We start from the raw sequence: 16,441 nt of genomic DNA, 5'->3' as shown, positions 1-16,441 counted from the left end.
TGGCCCGTTGGTCAAGTGGTTAAGACACCGCCCTTTCACGGCGGTAACAGGGGTTCGAATCCCCTACGGGTCACCACAAAAAGAAGACAGAGGTAAGAGATCAGAGGTCAGAGAGAAAGAAAGGACTTCGAAGAAAAACATTAAATCTGACATCCGACTTCCGGCATCTGAAATCTGTATTTGGACGATTAGCTCAGCTGGGAGAGCACCTGCCTTACAAGCAGGGGGTCGGCGGTTCGATCCCGTCATCGTCCACCATTTAAAGTCAGAGTACCATTTTGAATTATCATCTGTATTCGATGAAAATCGTTGTACTCAAAGAGTGCACCATAGAATTTTGCCGGTGTAGCTCAATTGGTAGAGCAACTGACTTGTAATCAGTAGGTTGGGGGTTCAAGTCCTCTCGCCGGCACCATATAATATTTGAGAACAATTTCGAATTAACTTTGTTACTCGAAGGGTGCACCATTTGAATTTCCCCATTTAGCTTGGAGGGGTACCAAAGTGGCCAAATGGGGCGGACTGTAAATCCGTTGCGGAAGCTTCGTAGGTTCGAATCCTACCCCCTCCACCATTATAAAATATTGGGCTGTAGCCAAGCGGTAAGGCAACGGACTTTGACTCCGTCATTCGCAGGTTCGAACCCTGCCAGCCCAGCCATTTTATTTCTTTCTATGAGCCATTAGCTCAGCAGGTAGAGCACCTGACTTTTAATCAGGGTGTCACAGGTTCGAATCCTGTATGGCTCACCATTCAAATATGCGGGTGTGGCGGAATTGGCAGACGCACTAGACTTAGGATCTAGCGCCTATGGCGTGGGGGTTCGACTCCCTTCACCCGCACCATTATAATTTCGAGCAATACAGTGATATACATTTTTCTCGAGAAAAAACGTTGCACTCGAAGAGTGCAACATTTAATAAAGTTATTATGCGGACGTGGCTCAGTGGTAGAGCATCGCCTTGCCAAGGCGAGGGTCGCGAGTTCGAATCTCGTCGTCCGCTCCATATATTTAAGCACTGCTACGTCGAATATACTGCAGAATAAACAAAGAGTAATTCAAAATTTTTTATGTGCCCTTAGCTCAGCTGGATAGAGTGTCTGACTACGAATCAGAAGGTCGGGAGTTCGAATCTCTCAGGGCACGCCATTTACGGGGTGTGGCTCAGCTTGGTAGAGCACCTGGTTTGGGACCAGGGGGTCGCAGGTTCAAATCCTGTCACCCCGACCATATAAATTATAAAATATGCGGATGTAGTTCAATGGTAGAACTCCAGCCTTCCAAGCTGGTAGCGTGGGTTCGATTCCCATCATCCGCTCCATATTAATTCTGAGTACAACGTCGAGTTAACTTCTTTGCACGAAGAAAATCATTGTGCCCGTAGGGTACTCCATACATAGTTATATTCAAAGCGTTAGCTCCTTTTTTTAAAAAAGATAAGAAGTATAACTTTCTTCCACTTGTCATTTAAAGGTTTGTATATTCCATAAACTGCGACTTTCAGAAGTGCCCTTCTCTCTGTAATCTTTATTCATAGAAAGGCATGGATGACGGAGCGCGATGGAATATACAAACCTTTTCTTATAAGGATGGCGCTTTTTTTCATTTCACATAATGATTGTGTAAAGTTGGAATGCTATTGAATATAAATGAACTCATGGAGCGTGAATGTAATTGGAAACAATTCCATTGGGGTCTATAGCCTTATTAACGCTTTTATTGTTGTTATCAGCTTTTTTCTCTGGCTCTGAAACGGCATATTCAAGCTTAAATAAAATAAGAGTAAAAAATTATGCAGAAGAAAACCGTAAAGGTGCTAAAAACGCTTTATATATTTCTGTCCATTTTGATAAAACCTTATCAACGATTTTAGTAGGAAATAATATCGTAAATATCGCTGCAGCAACGATTACAACAAAAATAACAACAGATTTATTTAATGGGAATACAGCTTTAGTGATAAGTACTATTGTAATAACCGTTTTAATTTTAATATTTGGAGAAATCTTACCCAAATCATTTGCAAAAGAATATGCGGAATCTTTTGCTTTAGCTGTTTCTGGGGTATTAAAGTTTCTCATTCTTTTATTCACTCCTGTCACTTGGTTATTCCTTCAATTAAAAAAAGCAATTTCACGAATGATGGGAGAAAAAGAAACCATTCCATCTGTAACAGAAGACGAAATAAAAACGATGATCGATATTGGAGAAGAAGAAGGAACCATTGACAAAAGTGAAAAAGAACTGGTTCATAGTGCTTTGGATTTTAATGATATTTTAGTAAGAGAAATCTTAAAGCCCCGAATTGATATTGTGGCTGTAGAAGTGAACAACCCGATAGAAGTGATTAAACAAACATTTATGACAGAAAGATATTCAAGAATCCCTGTATATGATGGGAATATTGATCATGTTATTGGAATTTTGTCGGAACGGGACTTCTATTCTGCCTTATTGCAAGAAAAAAAGGTGAACATTCGAAGTTTATTAAGAAAACCCACTTTTGTTGTAGGAACGATGAAAATCTCTTCTCTACTCTCTGAACTTCAACGTAGTAAAACACATATGGCAATTGTTGTCGATGAATATGGGGGAACAGATGGACTCATTACAATGGAAGATATCCTAGAAGAAATTGTGGGTGAGATTTGGGATGAGCATGATGAAAAAGAAAGCTTTATGGATAAATTAGATAACCATACCTATATCTTCTCAGCAGATTTTCCTATTGATGATTTTAGTCAAATCGTTAATATTCGTAAACCGGACACTATTGCACACTCTATTGGTGGCTGGATGGTAGAACAGTTACAACATATGCCAAAAGTAGGGGAAAAAATTGTTTATGAACATGTAGAGATCGTTATTGAAGAGATGGAACGTTTACGAATAAAAAAAGTAAAAGTTGATGTGAAAGAACATGTTAAAAACCATTAGAAGATGATATTCTAGTGGTTCTTTTTATTATCCAAACAAAAACTTTTTTTCTTAGCATTTTTCAGAATTGAATGTAAAATAGAAATATATAACTTAATCTAAATGATGGAATATAAAAGGGGGTCGGTATCTCATGAATAAAGATATAACCATTATTGGAGTGCCTCTTGATTTAGGAGCTGGCCGAAGAGGGGTAGATATGGGACCCAGTGCTATAAGATATGCTAATGTCAAAGACCGTTTAGAAAAATCAGGTTACCATGTTCTAGATTTAGGTAATTTAAATGTTCCCACCCCTGAAACATACAAAATAGAAAATCAAAAATTAAAATATTTAAAAGAAGTAACTGCAATAAATAAAATCTTAGCTGAACAAGTATCCAAAATCATGCAAAAAGGTAGATTTCCTCTAGTCCTTGGTGGTGACCACAGTATTGCTATTGGAACGATAGCGGGGGTTTCAAAACATAAGAAAAATCTAGGTGTGATTTGGTTTGATGCTCATGGGGATATTAACACCCCAGAAACATCCCCATCTGGGAATATTCATGGGATGCCTTTGGCTGTTAGTCTAGGTGAAGGACATCCAGATTTAACACAGATATTAAATTTCTCCCCCAAGATTAAGTCAGAAAATATTGTTTTGATTGGTGCAAGAGATTTAGATAAAGGTGAACGGAACTTCATTAAAGAACGAGGGATTAGAGTATATACAATGCATGAAATCGATCGACTTGGAATGGCCCAAGTCGTAGAGGAAGCCATTTATTACGTGACTAAGAATACAGATGGAGTACATCTAAGTCTTGATTTAGATGGATTAGATCCTAATGATGCCCCTGGAGTGGGGACACCTGTCACAGGAGGTATTACCTATAGAGAAGGCCATTTAGCGATGGAAATGATTGCTGAAGCTAATATCTTAATCTCTGCAGAATTTGTTGAAGTGAATCCCATTCTAGATGAAAGGAATAAAACGGCTCATATCGCAGTAGGATTGATGGCATCCGCTTTAGGCGAGAAATTATTATAGTTTATAAGTTGACTTATAGTGAATTAGTGCTATCATAGGTTTAGATAAATAGGGAAAAATGGGGAGCTAGATGAGTCTGGCTGAGAGGGTATTCCGATCATAATACCGACCCACAACCTGATCTGGGTAATGCCAGCGGAGGGAGATATTTGTTATTCTTACGCATGTAAGCTGGCCTTTTGGGCTAGCTTCTTTGATTTTTAGCATAAGGTATTTGACAGGTCAAAATGTGGCAATTTAATAGAAAAGGGAGGGAAGAATATGCCAACCATCAATGTCAGTTTTCAAGTGATTCCAAAGGTTCCAGACCAAGATACATATCGTGTTGTTGATTTAGCCATCGATGTGGTGAAAAAGGCGGGAGTGAAATATGAAGTTGGACCAATGGAGACGACAATGGAAGGAGAGTTGGATCAACTTCTTGAGATCGTAAAAGAAGCTCAACAAGTCTGTGTCGAAGCAGGCGCTGAAAGGGTGATGACCATTATAAAGATCGATTATCATCCTCAAGGTGTGACAATGGAAGAAAAAGTAAGGAAATATCGGAGTTGATCAGATGGGTTTTATCAAAAAACATTATCCAGCCATTTTATTGATGTCCTTTTTAGTTGGTGTCTGGGAAGTGGCTGTAAAAGTTTCAAAGATTGAACCATGGATTTTGCCTCCCCCATCGCAAATTATCATGACCCTTTTTCGCGAAAGGGAAGTGATTATCGATCATACATGGGTTACTTTATATGAAGCATTAGTCGGTTTTCTATTTGCTATCGTCATCGCTTTCATATTAGCAATGATCATTGATCGGTTTCCTTTTTTCAGTAAGGGCTTTTATCCAATATTAGTGACTTCACAGACGATTCCGATTATCTCTATTGCCCCTTTACTATTTATCTGGTTTGGTTTTGGACTTTTGCCTAAAATTGTAGTTGTTATTTTAGTAGGTTTTTTCCCTATTGTAATCAGTACCGTAGATGGCTTGAATAGTGCGGATCGAGACTTAATTTCCCTTTTACAAACCATGAAAGCGTCCAAATGGCAAATTTTTACCAAGGTGAAGTTCCCATCTGCATTGCCTTCTATTTTTTCAGGATTAAAAATTGCTGCTACTTACAGTGTAATGGGAGCGGTAATCGGTGAATGGTTAGGGGCTAGTAAAGGGCTTGGTCTTTACATGAGAACTACCTCCCATTCATTTTTAACGGATCAAGTTTTTGCAGCAATTATTGTCATTGTACTTACTAGTATTTTGTTATATGGTACGATATTGGCCTTGGAATATCTTTTGATTCCTTGGAATCGTCAATATAAGCAAGAAGAATCCTTTTAATTCTATAAATGAGGTGAAAAGTAGTGAAAAAAGGAAAATTGTCTATCATTTTAATCCTAATATTTACCATTGTGAGTTTACTTATAGGGTGTACTAATGGGAATCAAGAACAATCTCAACCAAAAGAAGAACCGCAAAAACTGGAACCGATCAAAGTGATGTTAGACTGGGTTCCAAACACGAACCATACAGGATTATATGTTGCAAAAGAAAAGGGTTGGTACAAGGAACAGGGGCTAGACGTTGAAATCGTTCAACCCCCTGAAGGAGGTACTGCTCAATTGATCGGAGCTGGGCAAGCTCAGTTTGGTATAAGTTATCAAGAGGAAGTTACGTATGCTCGCTCAGGACCGAAGGAAAAACAACTTCCTGTCGTATCCATTGCAGCTATTATTCAGCATAATACTTCTGGATTTGCTTCACCAAAGGAAAAAAACATTACTACGCCTAAAGATTTTGAAGGGAAGAAATATGGTGGTTGGGGCTCCCCATCTGAAAAAGCGATTATTGAATCGATCATGGTGAAAGAAAACGCAGATGTAAATAAAGTCGAGTTTGTCAATGTGGGGGCCGCTGACTTTTTCACGGTCACAAAACGTGATGTAGACTTTGAATGGATTTATTATGGTTGGACAGGTGTAGAAGCAGAATTAAGAAATTTTCCAATCAACTATATTGAATTGCGGAAACTTGCACCAGAGCTAGACTTTTATACCCCTGTAATCATTACAAACGAAAAATATATCAAAGACCATCCAGATACGATTAAGAAGTTTATGGAAGCAACTACTAAGGGGTATGAATTTGCGATTCAAAACCCAGATGAAGCAGCAAATATCTTACTAAACCAAGTGTCTGGACTTAATGCCGATCTTGTAACGAAAAGTCAAGAATGGTTAAGTAAAAAATATCAGGAAGATGCTGAACAATGGGGGATTCAAAAAGAATCCGTTTGGAATAATTATTCTAAATGGATGGTTGACCATCAATTAATTCCTGAGATGATTGAGGTTAATAAAGTATATACAAATGAATTTTTGCCAAAAAGATAGGAGTATTGCTGTTGAGTGAAATTCTTAAGTTGCTTATAGAACAGGTCTATAAAGAATATCCAATGAAAGATGGAGCATTTGAAACGCTTCGCGATGTTTCAATGGCGATTAGAAAGGGTGAATTTATTTCCATTATTGGACCAAGTGGTAGTGGAAAAAGTACCCTTTTTAAGCTGATTAGTGGGCTAGAAGTGCCGACTAGCGGCAAAATCTTATTAGATGGAGATCCAGTAGTAAGAGGAAATGTAGGCTACATGCCACAAAAAGATCACTTATTACCTTGGCGTACCGTATTAGATAATGTCATTTTGGGACTTGAAGTAAAAGGAATCCCAAAAAGAGAGGCACGTCAAAAAGCGATTCCATACCTTAAACTTTTTGGTTTGGAGTCCTTTGAAAATGAATTTCCTTCCTCTTTATCTGGGGGGATGAAACAAAGGGCAGCCCTCCTACGAACCATCCTTTTAGAAAAAGATGTATTATTATTAGATGAACCCTTTGGTGCATTAGATGAAATTACACGATTACAAATGCAGAATTGGCTGTTGTCGATCTGGGAAAAGTTAAATCACACGATTCTTTTTGTTACCCATAGTATTGATGAGGCGATTTTCCTTTCTGATCGAATCTATGTTTTCTCTCCAAGACCTGCAACAGTGAAGCATGTGGTAGAAATACCACTACCACGGCCAAGAAAACCAGTCATGATGACAGACGAAACCTTTATTCAATTAAAAAAGGAATTATTAAAACAATTAAGTGATATAAGTCAGGAATAGCCTGACTTTCTTTTTTTACAAAATTTTCATGATTTGCTAATGTTCTTATATTTTTAATGTGATACAATTGTGATAATGTAAGATTACGAATGTAAAAGAATCAAACGAAAATGTCAATGAATTTGAGCAAACGAGTAATACAACTTTCTAATTGTTTGGAGTTTGGCACCTCTTTTGGTGCCTTTTTAAATGAAACCTAATTTATTTTGAATCGTATGAAATTAAGCCCCCATGTGGAGGTATGTTATGAACTTTGTAGATAAAAGATTAGTCACTAAAGCAAAGGAAGGAGACACACAGGCCTTTGCAGAGCTTATCACTCAATATAAGGATAAGATTTTTAATTTAGCTTATCGAATGTTAGGCAATATTCAAGAAGCAGAGGATGTTAGTCAGGATACTTTCATTAGAGTCTATACCAATCTTGGTCGTTATGATGATCAACACAAATTTTCAACATGGATTTTCCGTATTGCCACCAACCTAGCAATCGATCGGATGCGAAAGAAGAAGGCAGATTTTTCTTTAGATGCCAACTGGGATCAGGAAGAAGGTACTGACTGGTATTCTAAACTAGCGGACCCAAAAAATGGGCCGGAAGAAGAGGTTGTCGCAAAGGAGATGGAAGATACCATTCAACAGGCGATTATGAGCTTGCCGCCAAAATACCGATCAATTATGGTTTTGCGTTATTTAGAAGATTTATCCATACAAGAAATTAGTCAAATTGTCCATTTATCAGAGTCTACGGTGAAAACGAGGTTGCACCGGGGTAGAGAAGCGTTACGTAAACAATTGATAGAAAAAGGAAGGAGTGGCCAAAATGAGATGTCGTGATGCCATCCCTTTGATGCACGCTTTTATTGATGATGATATCGATGAGTATTCGCATCAAGAATTATTCGAACACATTCAATCATGCCCAACTTGTGAACAACATTTTGCTGAACTAAAAGCAACAGACCAAGCACTAAGAAGGATAGCTAAATTAAAGACCTCACCCTCTTTTACTAGAGAAGTGTTAGCACATATCCCAGAAAAGAAAACAAACAAGATAAGTAAATCGCTTAGAAAATATCCTTTACTTGTTGCAGCGACCGTTTTCCTTCTATTATTTGCCACGAGTATGATCCCATATATGAACCAAAGTGATGAGTTATTGAAAATTGTTTCTGTTGATCAAACTGATTTGATTGTAGAAGGAAATCGAGTGATTGTTCCAGAGGGTAAAGAAGTTCAGGGCGACTTGGTTGTAGAAAATGGAACGTTAGAAATTAAAGGGGAAGTAAAAGGGAATGTAACGGTCGTAAACGGGAATTTACTTATGGCAAGTGCGAGCCAAGTAGATGGTCATGCACAACAAATTGATCAGTTTTTCGAGTTGATTTGGTATCAGCTTAAAAAATGGATGAAGTAACAGGGTTTGTATATTCCATAAACTGCGACATAGCGTGACTAGCAGCTTTAGCTGTGTAGCACGACTTGTACACTTTGTGTGCCTTCAGAAGTGCCCTTCTCTCCGTAATCTTTATTTATAGAAGGGCACGGATGACGGAGCGCGATGGAATATACAAACCTTTTCTTAATGGAAAGAAAGTAAAACTTCTTTGTATAAATAAAGCAGGAATGAACTTGTGAATTGCCGAAGAGAGGTTATACTAATAGTATTGAGTCATAATGGAGGAAAAACCATGGATATATTCGTTAATATGATTGATGATCTCGTTGATATATTATTGGTTGGTTTTGTCATATATCGACTACTTTTATTAGTAAGGGGAACTAGAGCGATCCAATTACTAAAAGGAATTATGATTATTGTATTCGCTTGGTTATTAAGCTCTTATTTTGAATTAAGAACCTTTCAATGGTTGATGAATCAAGCTTTCACATATGGAATTTTAGCAATTATTATCATTTTTCAACCAGAATTACGCCGGGCTTTAGAACAATTAGGAAGAGGAAGTTTTTTTTCGCGGACAGCTCATCCTGAGGAACAGACCATTTCCCATGTTATCGCTGAGATTGTAAAGGCAGCTAATTACTTATCAAAAAGAAGAATTGGTGCCCTTATCGTCGTTGAAAGAGATACTGGTTTAACAGATTATATTGAGACTGGTATCTCCCTAAATGCATCAATTAGTTCAGAGTTATTGATCAATATTTTTATTCCCAATACCCCTTTGCATGATGGCGCCGTTATTATCCGTAAAGAGCAAATCATGGCTGCAGGTTGCTATCTACCTTTATCAGAAAATCCATTTATTAGTAAGGAATTGGGGACTCGCCATCGGGCAGCGATAGGCATGACTGAGATCTCTGATGCTGTATCAGTGGTTGTATCTGAGGAAACAGGGCAGATTTCGATCTCTATAAATGGCCAAATTGAAAGAGGATTAACGGAAGAAAGACTAATGAATCAGCTATTTACTGCACTACGTCCTCCAGTCAAAAATTCAGGATCATTTTGGTCAAAAAGGGGGAATAAAGATGGACAACTGGCTAAAAAACAATAACGTTGTAAAAATTTTATCGATTATTCTAGCAGTGATGTTATGGAAAGTTATAAGCTTAGATACCCCTGCAGCACCTAATGTAAGCATTCCCATCGATCGGATTCAAAATGCTTACTTTTATGAGGCAAAAGTAACTCCTAAATATAATGAGAATCTATTTGCTGTCAGGTTATTTTCTGAACAAGTTGATGTAACTTTAAGGGGAAATACTAATCTTATCAATCAAATTCGTTCCGGGCAAAACATTGACAAGGGGCAATTCTATATTGATTTAACAGAATATAAAGCTGGAACCTATGAAGTTCCTGTTAAATATACAGGTTTTTCCGAACAAATCGATGTCGAAATCAATCCTAGTACGATAAAAGTAACAATAGAAGACAAGAAGAGAAAAGAAATGGAGATTATTGTTGATAAGCTTGGGAAAGAAAAAGAAGGCTACCAAGCGGGAGAAGCGATTATAAAGCCAAGAAAAGTTCACATTTCTGGGACAAAGGAACAAATCGACCAAGTGGCTTTTGTAAAAGCATCGATCAGTATTGACCAAGCAACAAACATGATCACTCAAGAAGTTCCTCTTCGAGCTCTAGATAAAAACGGTAATCCTATCGAAGTTGAAATTAGTCCGCATACGGCTGAAGTACAGATTCCAGTGACAAGTCCATTTCATATTGTTCCATTAACCTATAAGATTGACCAATATCCTGGAGCAGGATATGCGATTAAATCTATCGTACAAAAGACAGAAGAGGTTACTTTATACGGTCCGAAAAATATTGTGAATACCTTTATGGTTTATCCTGGCCCTGCACTAAATTTGGCTAATATCGTAGGCAAAACGACGATTCAAGCAAAAGTTCCTTTAGTAGAAGGTCTAGCAAAAGTTGAACCTAGCATGATCGAATTTGAAGTACAAGTGGTTAAGGCTGAAACCAAAACCTTTAACCAAGTTCCAATCAAGATCAATGGAATAGGGGAAGGCCTAACTGCCACGATCAATTCCCCTGAATCGGGTATAAGCATAACACTAGAAGGTGCACCTGATGTATTAAAGGCAGTTCAGAAGGATGATCTTGAAGCATTTGTTGATCTTACAAATCTACCTCCTGGTGAACACGAGGTACCTGTTCAATTTAACGTTCCATTATTAACAGAACGAATCAATGCAGAACAAACAGTGATCGTTACCATTGAGAAGGAGTAAATTTATGGCAATTCGAATAAACAACATCAAGTTAAATATCGATCATAGTGAGGCAGACCTAATTGTAGCAATTGAGAAAAAGTTACGTCTACCTTTCAAAAAAGTAAAAGATTTTGAAATTCTAAAACGGTCTTTAGATGCTAGAAAAAAAGATAAAGTGATTTTTGTTTACCAGATTGAATTAAAACTTACAGTTGACGAGAAAAAAATCGTTGAAAGAATCAATCATCCAGATGTGCAAATGGCAAAACCCAAAAAGCCAGTACTAAAGCTATTACCTGGAAATCAGGGTTTACAATATCCCCCCATTATTATCGGGGCTGGGCCTTCAGGGCTTTTTGCCGCTTTAGAACTAGCAAAGCATGGTTACAAACCGATTATTTTGGAACGTGGACGGGATGTAGAACGAAGAAATAAAGATATCCTCCATTTTTGGCGGACAGGTGAATTAAATACTAATTCTAATGTGCAATTTGGTGAAGGTGGAGCAGGTACTTTTTCCGATGGTAAATTGACTACACGGATTAGTGACTCCCGAATTGATCAGGTTTTTCATATCTTTGTGGAAGCAGGAGCTCCAAAGGAAATCCTATATGAGCATAAACCACATATTGGAACTGATAACTTGAAAAAAATCGTTTATAATTTACGAAGGAAACTAATTGAAATGGGAGCTGTGATTAAATTTGACTCCCTTGTTACCAAATTAGTCATAGAGCAAGGGAAAATTACTGCCGTAGAAGTGAATCATCAAGTACAAATCCCTGCACAAGTTGTAGTGATTGCCATTGGACATAGTTCAAGAGATACTTATGAAATGTTATATGAACAGGGAGTAAAAATTCAAGGTAAACCCTTAGCAATAGGTGCAAGAATTGAACATCCCCAACAACTAATCAATGAAGCACAATATGGTAAGTTTGCAAAAGCCCCTCAATTGGGAGCAGCTGACTATACCTTGGTCAAAAAAGCAGGTGAAGGAAACGATGACAGAGCAAGCTATTCATTCTGCATGTGTCCTGGTGGAGTGGTTGTTGCAGCTGCATCAGAAAAAGGAATGGTGGTAACAAACGGGATGAGCTATTTTAGTCGTGCTTCACGCGTTGCCAATAGTGCTCTCGTTGCAACCATATCAACCCAAGATTTTAAAGGAGAAGACCCACTAGCAGGAGTCAGATATTTAAGAAAATATGAAAAGAAAGCTTATCAACTGGGAGGTGGGGGATATAAAGCCCCTGCGCAAAAGGTTGACGATTTTCTTGATGGGGTTGCTTCAAATGACCTTGAGAATATCCCCTTTCGTCCTACATATCGACCAGGGATCACTCCTACAGATTTGCATTTAACATTACCTGATTTTGTTAGTGAGTCTTTAGAAAAGGCAATCGTTGAATTTGGCAAAAAGCTGAAAGGATATGATACGAGAAATGCCTTGTTAACAGGGATTGAAACAAGAACATCTGCACCTGTAAGGATACCTAGGAAAGAAGATTTTCAATCAGAAAATATTGAAGGACTTTATCCAGCTGGAGAAGGTGCAGGTTATGCTGGGGGAATTGTCAGTGCAGCAGTTGACGGGATTCGCGTTGCTGAACATTTGATACAAACTTATCAACGTCCAAGAGAAGAAGTAGAGGAGGAACTCTTTAAATGGGAAAATATTTCGGAACAGACGGAGTAAGGGGTGTGGCTAATCAGGAGTTAACGCCTGAGTTTGCTTTTAAATTAGGGCGTACAGGAGCATATGTCCTAACAAAAGAGACTAAACAACCTACAATTGTTGTGGGAAGGGATACAAGAATATCTGGAGAAATGTTAGAAAGTGCTTTGGTTTCTGGAATGCTCTCCATTGGAGCCAATGTGATCCGTCTTGGTGTGATTACTACCCCAGGGGTTGCTTATTTAACAAGGAAGCTAAAGGCGGATGCAGGCGTGATGATCTCTGCCTCCCATAACCCTGTAGAAGATAATGGCATTAAGTTTTTTGGAGCTGATGGTTTTAAGTTGTTAGATGAAACAGAGTTGGAAATTGAAGCATTGCTTGATCAAAAAATAGACCAATTACCAAGACCCATCGGTGGTGATATCGGCAAAGTTGTAACGAATATTGAAACGAAGAAGCAATATATGGAATATCTCAAAACAACGATCAACCACAGGTTTGATGGTCTTAAAATCGTACTAGATACAGCAAATGGCGCCTCTTATGAAATTGCCCCAACCCTTTTTCGAGAACTTGGAGCAGACGTCATTTCTTTATATTCTGAACCAAATGGGGTTAATATCAATAGACATTGTGGCTCCACTCATCCTGAATCCGTAGCAAAAGCAGTACTTGAACATCAGGCTGATCTAGGCCTTGCTTTCGATGGAGATGCAGACCGCTTAATTGCTGTTGATGAAAAAGGGAATATCATTGATGGCGATTTTATCATGATGATTTGTGGCCTTGCTTTCTCAGAAAATGGGAAATTAAAAGAAAAAACCGTCGTTAGTACAGTGATGAGTAACATTGGCTTTTATAAAGCGATTGAAAAGCATGGATTAAAAAGCATTCAAACCAAAGTTGGCGATCGCTATGTAATGGAAGAAATGAGAAAAGGCGGCTATAATCTTGGTGGTGAACAATCAGGCCATATTATCTTTTTAGACTATAATACAACAGGTGATGGTGTTTTAACTGCCTTACAATTAGTCAATGTGATGAAAGGGAGAGACTTACCGTTATCTCGATTAGCTGGTCAAATGAAGAAATACCCACAAATTCTTGAAAACGTTCGTGTGGCAGACAAAAGTAACTATGAAAATAACCCAGCCATTGTAGAAGTGATTAAGCATATAGAAGCAAAGCTAGGAAATGATGGTCGTGTCCTTGTCCGTCCTTCTGGTACCGAACCTTTGATTCGTGTGATGGCAGAAGGACCGGATGAAGAATTACTTAAAGCATATGTAAAGGAAATAATAGATGTAGTCAAAAAAGAATTATCATGATATGATAAAATATGTTTTGTGGGGAGCAAAATGCTCCCTACAAAAATATGATATATCAATCTTACTTTGTAAAGGAGGGTAGAGGTTTACAAGGAAATAAAAGCGCCTGAACTACTACTGAGTAAGTAGTTGACGAGGAGAAGGTTTATCGAGCTTTCGGCGGGTACCTTCCGGTAGACATGAATACCGTTAATATAAGTGTTGAAAAAGAAGGGGTGACCCTTCTGACAAAGCCTTATAGTCATGTTTATCTTGTAAGGAAAGACTTCTATAGAAGTGTGTTTTACAATCGTGTATATGTAGTAATACGAAGGAATTACAATGGAATGTCGGGGGCAAATCCCCTGATATCAGTGTGTTTTGCCTCCGAACAACGAAGGAGGACTACAACAATGTGTGGTATTGTAGGATATATTGGAAATAGAGATGCACAACCTATTTTAATAAATGGTTTAAAAAAATTAGAGTATCGTGGTTATGATTCCGCTGGAATTGCGGTCTATGAAAATGGCGTGATTGATCTAAAGAAAACGGTTGGACGTCTAAGCAATTTAGAAGAACAAATAGAAAAAAGTCCACTTCATGGCCACTTAGGTATTGGCCATACAAGATGGGCTACACATGGCCGTCCATCAGATCATAATTCCCATCCACATATGGATGAGAAGCATCAATTTGCGATTGTTCACAATGGAATCATTGAAAACTTCCAAGAAATCAAAGAAGAATTGATCAACAAGGGAGTTACCTTCATTTCGGAAACTGATACAGAAGTGATTGCCCATTTACTCGCAGATTTATATGATGGGGATTTAGTTACAACGGTACAAAAAGCAGTTGCTAAAATGGAAGGAGCCTATGCATTAGGCATTATCAATAAATATGAGCCAGACAAAATGGTTGCTGTTCGCCTTTCTAGTCCATTGATTGTAGGGCTAGGGGAAAATGAAAACTTTATTGCTTCAGATATTCCAGCTTTAATTGAGCATACACGTGATATTTATATTTTAAATGATGGCGAGATGGCTGTGATCACAAAGGATAAAGTTGAATTGATGACAACAAAAGGTGAAGTGATCGAACGCACACCATTCCGTGTTGAATGGGATATTGAAACAGCTGAAAAAGATGGTTTTGACCATTACATGTTAAAAGAAATCTATGAACAGCCACGTGCCTATCGTGAAACCTTGCAAAATCGCATTGATCATGAGAACAATAAAGTGGATTTAAGCAAAGAAATCAGTTTAACTCCTGAAGAAATCCGTTCTTTGGATAAAATCCATATTGTGGCTTGTGGTACAGCATACCATGCTGGATTAGTTGGTAAATATGTGATTGAAAACTTGGTACGAGTTCCTGTAGAAGTGGATGTGGCCTCTGAATATCGTTATCGCAATCCAATTATTACCGATAAGACATTAGTTATGGTCATCAGCCAATCTGGAGAAACTGCAGATACATTAGCAGCTTTAAGAGAAGCACAAAAACGAGATGCAAAGGTACTAGCGATTACCAACGTAAATGGTAGCTCTGTCGCTCGTGATGCTGATGAAGTACTACTTACCCATGCTGGTCCTGAGATTGCTGTGGCCTCAACTAAGGCTTATACTTCACAATTGATTGCAATTTATCTCTTGGGATTGTATCTTGCCCAAATTCGTGGTACACAAGAGGACACAGTGATTGCGAACTACCTTCAAGCGATCAAGGAACTCCCTGCTCAAGCGGATAAACTTTTAGAGTTCGCACCAACAATGAAACAATTTGCTGAGCGCTATGCTCATTATGAAGATCTGTTCTTCATTGGTAGAAGCCTTGACTATGCCGTATCTCTAGAAGGATCATTAAAGCTAAAAGAGATTTCCTATGTTCACTCTGAAGCATATCCTGCTGGAGAATTAAAGCATGGAACCCTTGCTTTGATTACCGATGGCGTTCCAGTCATCGCACTAGCTACCCAAGAAGATATCTATGACAAAATGGTAAGTAATATTAAAGAAGTAAAAGCACGTGATGCTTACGTCTTAGGAATTGGGTTAGAAGGAGATCAAGAACTTGCCAAATCCGTAGACGAAGTAATCGCTATTCCAAAAACATTACCATTATTAACACCCGCATTATCCGTCATTCCATTACAACTATTAGCTTACTACGCAGCCCTAGCTAGAGGTAACGACGTGGATAAACCACGCAACCTTGCTAAGAGCGTGACTGTGGAGTAAGGGAGTAGAAGATTAAACTGTTATTGTGTAAAAAGCAATCAAATTCATCTCAAAGCCTAAATAGTCGCACCAAAGCCTAAAAAGTCATGTTACGAGCCGAGCGAAATTCAGGGATCCACTCCCGTTTTTCCTCGGCTTTTTTCTCCGATTCACCAGGTTTGCAAAACGCGAAACTCCCTGATAAATTAGGCATTTCCCCGATTTTTTTACTCTAAGATCTTTTCCCAAGTCCCATTCTTTCCCTATATTTTCTCCTTGCCTGCCTCACGACTTTAATTGCTGTTTTTGCCCCGTTTTTTCACGTCCTCACTTCTGTTTTTCCATGAACCGTATCACGACTATAATTTCTATGGAATTTTTTTGGGAAATGGTGTAA

General features: G+C 38.3%; 13 protein-coding genes, 11 tRNA genes and 1 riboswitch. All 24 genes read left to right on the top strand.

Features of this window, described 5'->3' with window-relative positions; genetic code table 11:
• Position 1: 1 nt before the first annotated feature.
• The 24 genes from TEPIDINF_RS14020 to glmS all read left to right on the top strand — a co-directional run bounded on the left by TEPIDINF_RS14020 (position 2) and on the right by glmS (position 16,065).
• Positions 2-76, top strand: a tRNA-Glu gene (locus tag TEPIDINF_RS14020).
• Between the two features lie 106 nt (positions 77-182).
• Positions 183-258 (top strand) — tRNA-Val (locus TEPIDINF_RS14015).
• An 81-nt stretch (positions 259-339) separates the two neighbouring features.
• A tRNA-Thr gene (locus TEPIDINF_RS14010) sits at positions 340-415 on the top strand.
• A gap of 75 nt (positions 416-490) precedes the next feature.
• Positions 491-574, top strand: a tRNA-Tyr gene (locus tag TEPIDINF_RS14005).
• An 11-nt stretch (positions 575-585) separates the two neighbouring features.
• Positions 586-660, top strand: a tRNA-Gln gene (locus TEPIDINF_RS14000).
• 16 nt (positions 661-676) lie between these two features.
• Positions 677-752, top strand: a tRNA-Lys gene (locus tag TEPIDINF_RS13995).
• Positions 753-761: 9 nt separating this feature from the next.
• Positions 762-845 (top strand) — tRNA-Leu (locus TEPIDINF_RS13990).
• Positions 846-932: 87 nt separating this feature from the next.
• Positions 933-1,007: transfer RNA gene (locus TEPIDINF_RS13985), tRNA-Gly, on the top strand.
• Between the two features lie 66 nt (positions 1,008-1,073).
• Positions 1,074-1,150 (top strand) — tRNA-Arg (locus tag TEPIDINF_RS13980).
• A 4-nt stretch (positions 1,151-1,154) separates the two neighbouring features.
• Positions 1,155-1,231, top strand: a tRNA-Pro gene (locus tag TEPIDINF_RS13975).
• Between the two features lie 17 nt (positions 1,232-1,248).
• Positions 1,249-1,322, top strand: a tRNA-Gly gene (locus tag TEPIDINF_RS13970).
• 353 nt (positions 1,323-1,675) lie between these two features.
• Positions 1,676-2,938, top strand: coding sequence for a hemolysin family protein (locus TEPIDINF_RS13965; protein ID WP_068727725.1), 1,263 nt, complete (start codon positions 1,676-1,678; stop codon positions 2,936-2,938).
• A 133-nt stretch (positions 2,939-3,071) separates the two neighbouring features.
• A complete protein-coding gene (gene rocF, locus TEPIDINF_RS13960) occupies positions 3,072-3,971 on the top strand; it encodes an arginase (protein ID WP_068727727.1) in 900 nt (299 codons plus the stop codon).
• A 49-nt stretch (positions 3,972-4,020) separates the two neighbouring features.
• Positions 4,021-4,133: riboswitch (TPP riboswitch) on the top strand.
• Between the two features lie 99 nt (positions 4,134-4,232).
• Positions 4,233-4,523, top strand: a complete 291-nt coding sequence (locus tag TEPIDINF_RS13955; RefSeq protein ID WP_068727729.1) for a thiamine-binding protein — start codon at positions 4,233-4,235, stop codon at positions 4,521-4,523.
• A 4-nt stretch (positions 4,524-4,527) separates the two neighbouring features.
• Positions 4,528-5,298, top strand: coding sequence for an ABC transporter permease (locus tag TEPIDINF_RS13950; protein WP_068727731.1), 771 nt, complete (start codon positions 4,528-4,530; stop codon positions 5,296-5,298).
• A gap of 23 nt (positions 5,299-5,321) precedes the next feature.
• Positions 5,322-6,350, top strand: a complete 1,029-nt coding sequence (locus tag TEPIDINF_RS13945) for an ABC transporter substrate-binding protein (RefSeq protein ID WP_235589165.1) — start codon at positions 5,322-5,324, stop codon at positions 6,348-6,350.
• Between the two features lie 20 nt (positions 6,351-6,370).
• Positions 6,371-7,129: an ABC transporter ATP-binding protein gene (locus tag TEPIDINF_RS13940; RefSeq protein ID WP_399168322.1), complete on the top strand. Its 759-nt coding sequence runs from the start codon at positions 6,371-6,373 to the stop codon at positions 7,127-7,129.
• A 246-nt stretch (positions 7,130-7,375) separates the two neighbouring features.
• The gene (gene sigW, locus TEPIDINF_RS13935; protein ID WP_421692358.1) at positions 7,376-7,966 is read left to right on the top strand and encodes an RNA polymerase sigma factor SigW; all 591 of its coding nucleotides are present in this window, start codon (positions 7,376-7,378) and stop codon (positions 7,964-7,966) included.
• Positions 7,953-8,546, top strand: a complete 594-nt coding sequence (locus TEPIDINF_RS13930) for a zf-HC2 domain-containing protein (RefSeq protein ID WP_068727737.1) — start codon at positions 7,953-7,955, stop codon at positions 8,544-8,546. Before sigW ends, TEPIDINF_RS13930 begins: the two co-directional genes overlap by 14 nt.
• Before the next feature lie 274 nt (positions 8,547-8,820).
• Entirely contained in the window at positions 8,821-9,645 is an 825-nt protein-coding gene (gene cdaA, locus TEPIDINF_RS13925; RefSeq protein WP_068727739.1) for a diadenylate cyclase CdaA, read from the top strand.
• Positions 9,620-10,849, top strand: a complete 1,230-nt coding sequence (locus TEPIDINF_RS13920) for a CdaR family protein (RefSeq protein ID WP_068727741.1) — start codon at positions 9,620-9,622, stop codon at positions 10,847-10,849. Before cdaA ends, TEPIDINF_RS13920 begins: the two co-directional genes overlap by 26 nt.
• A 4-nt stretch (positions 10,850-10,853) precedes the next feature.
• Entirely contained in the window at positions 10,854-12,530 is a 1,677-nt protein-coding gene (locus TEPIDINF_RS13915; protein WP_068727743.1) for an NAD(P)/FAD-dependent oxidoreductase, read from the top strand.
• Complete coding sequence (gene glmM / locus TEPIDINF_RS13910) at positions 12,500-13,840, top strand: phosphoglucosamine mutase (RefSeq protein ID WP_068727745.1); 1,341 nt, start codon at positions 12,500-12,502, stop codon at positions 13,838-13,840. Before TEPIDINF_RS13915 ends, glmM begins: the two co-directional genes overlap by 31 nt.
• A 392-nt stretch (positions 13,841-14,232) precedes the next feature.
• Positions 14,233-16,065 carry a glutamine--fructose-6-phosphate transaminase (isomerizing) gene (gene glmS / locus TEPIDINF_RS13905; RefSeq protein ID WP_068727746.1) on the top strand — a complete coding sequence of 611 codons (1,833 nt, stop codon included), beginning with the start codon at positions 14,233-14,235 and terminating at the stop codon, positions 16,063-16,065.
• Positions 16,066-16,441: the final 376 nt, after the last annotated feature.

The sequence above is a fragment of the Tepidibacillus infernus genome, from assembly GCF_048898065.1.
Lineage (GTDB): Bacteria > Bacillota > Bacilli > Tepidibacillales > Tepidibacillaceae > Tepidibacillus_B > Tepidibacillus_B infernus.
Note: the sequence above shows the minus strand (reverse complement) of the source record. Positions and strands in the feature narration are given on the sequence as shown.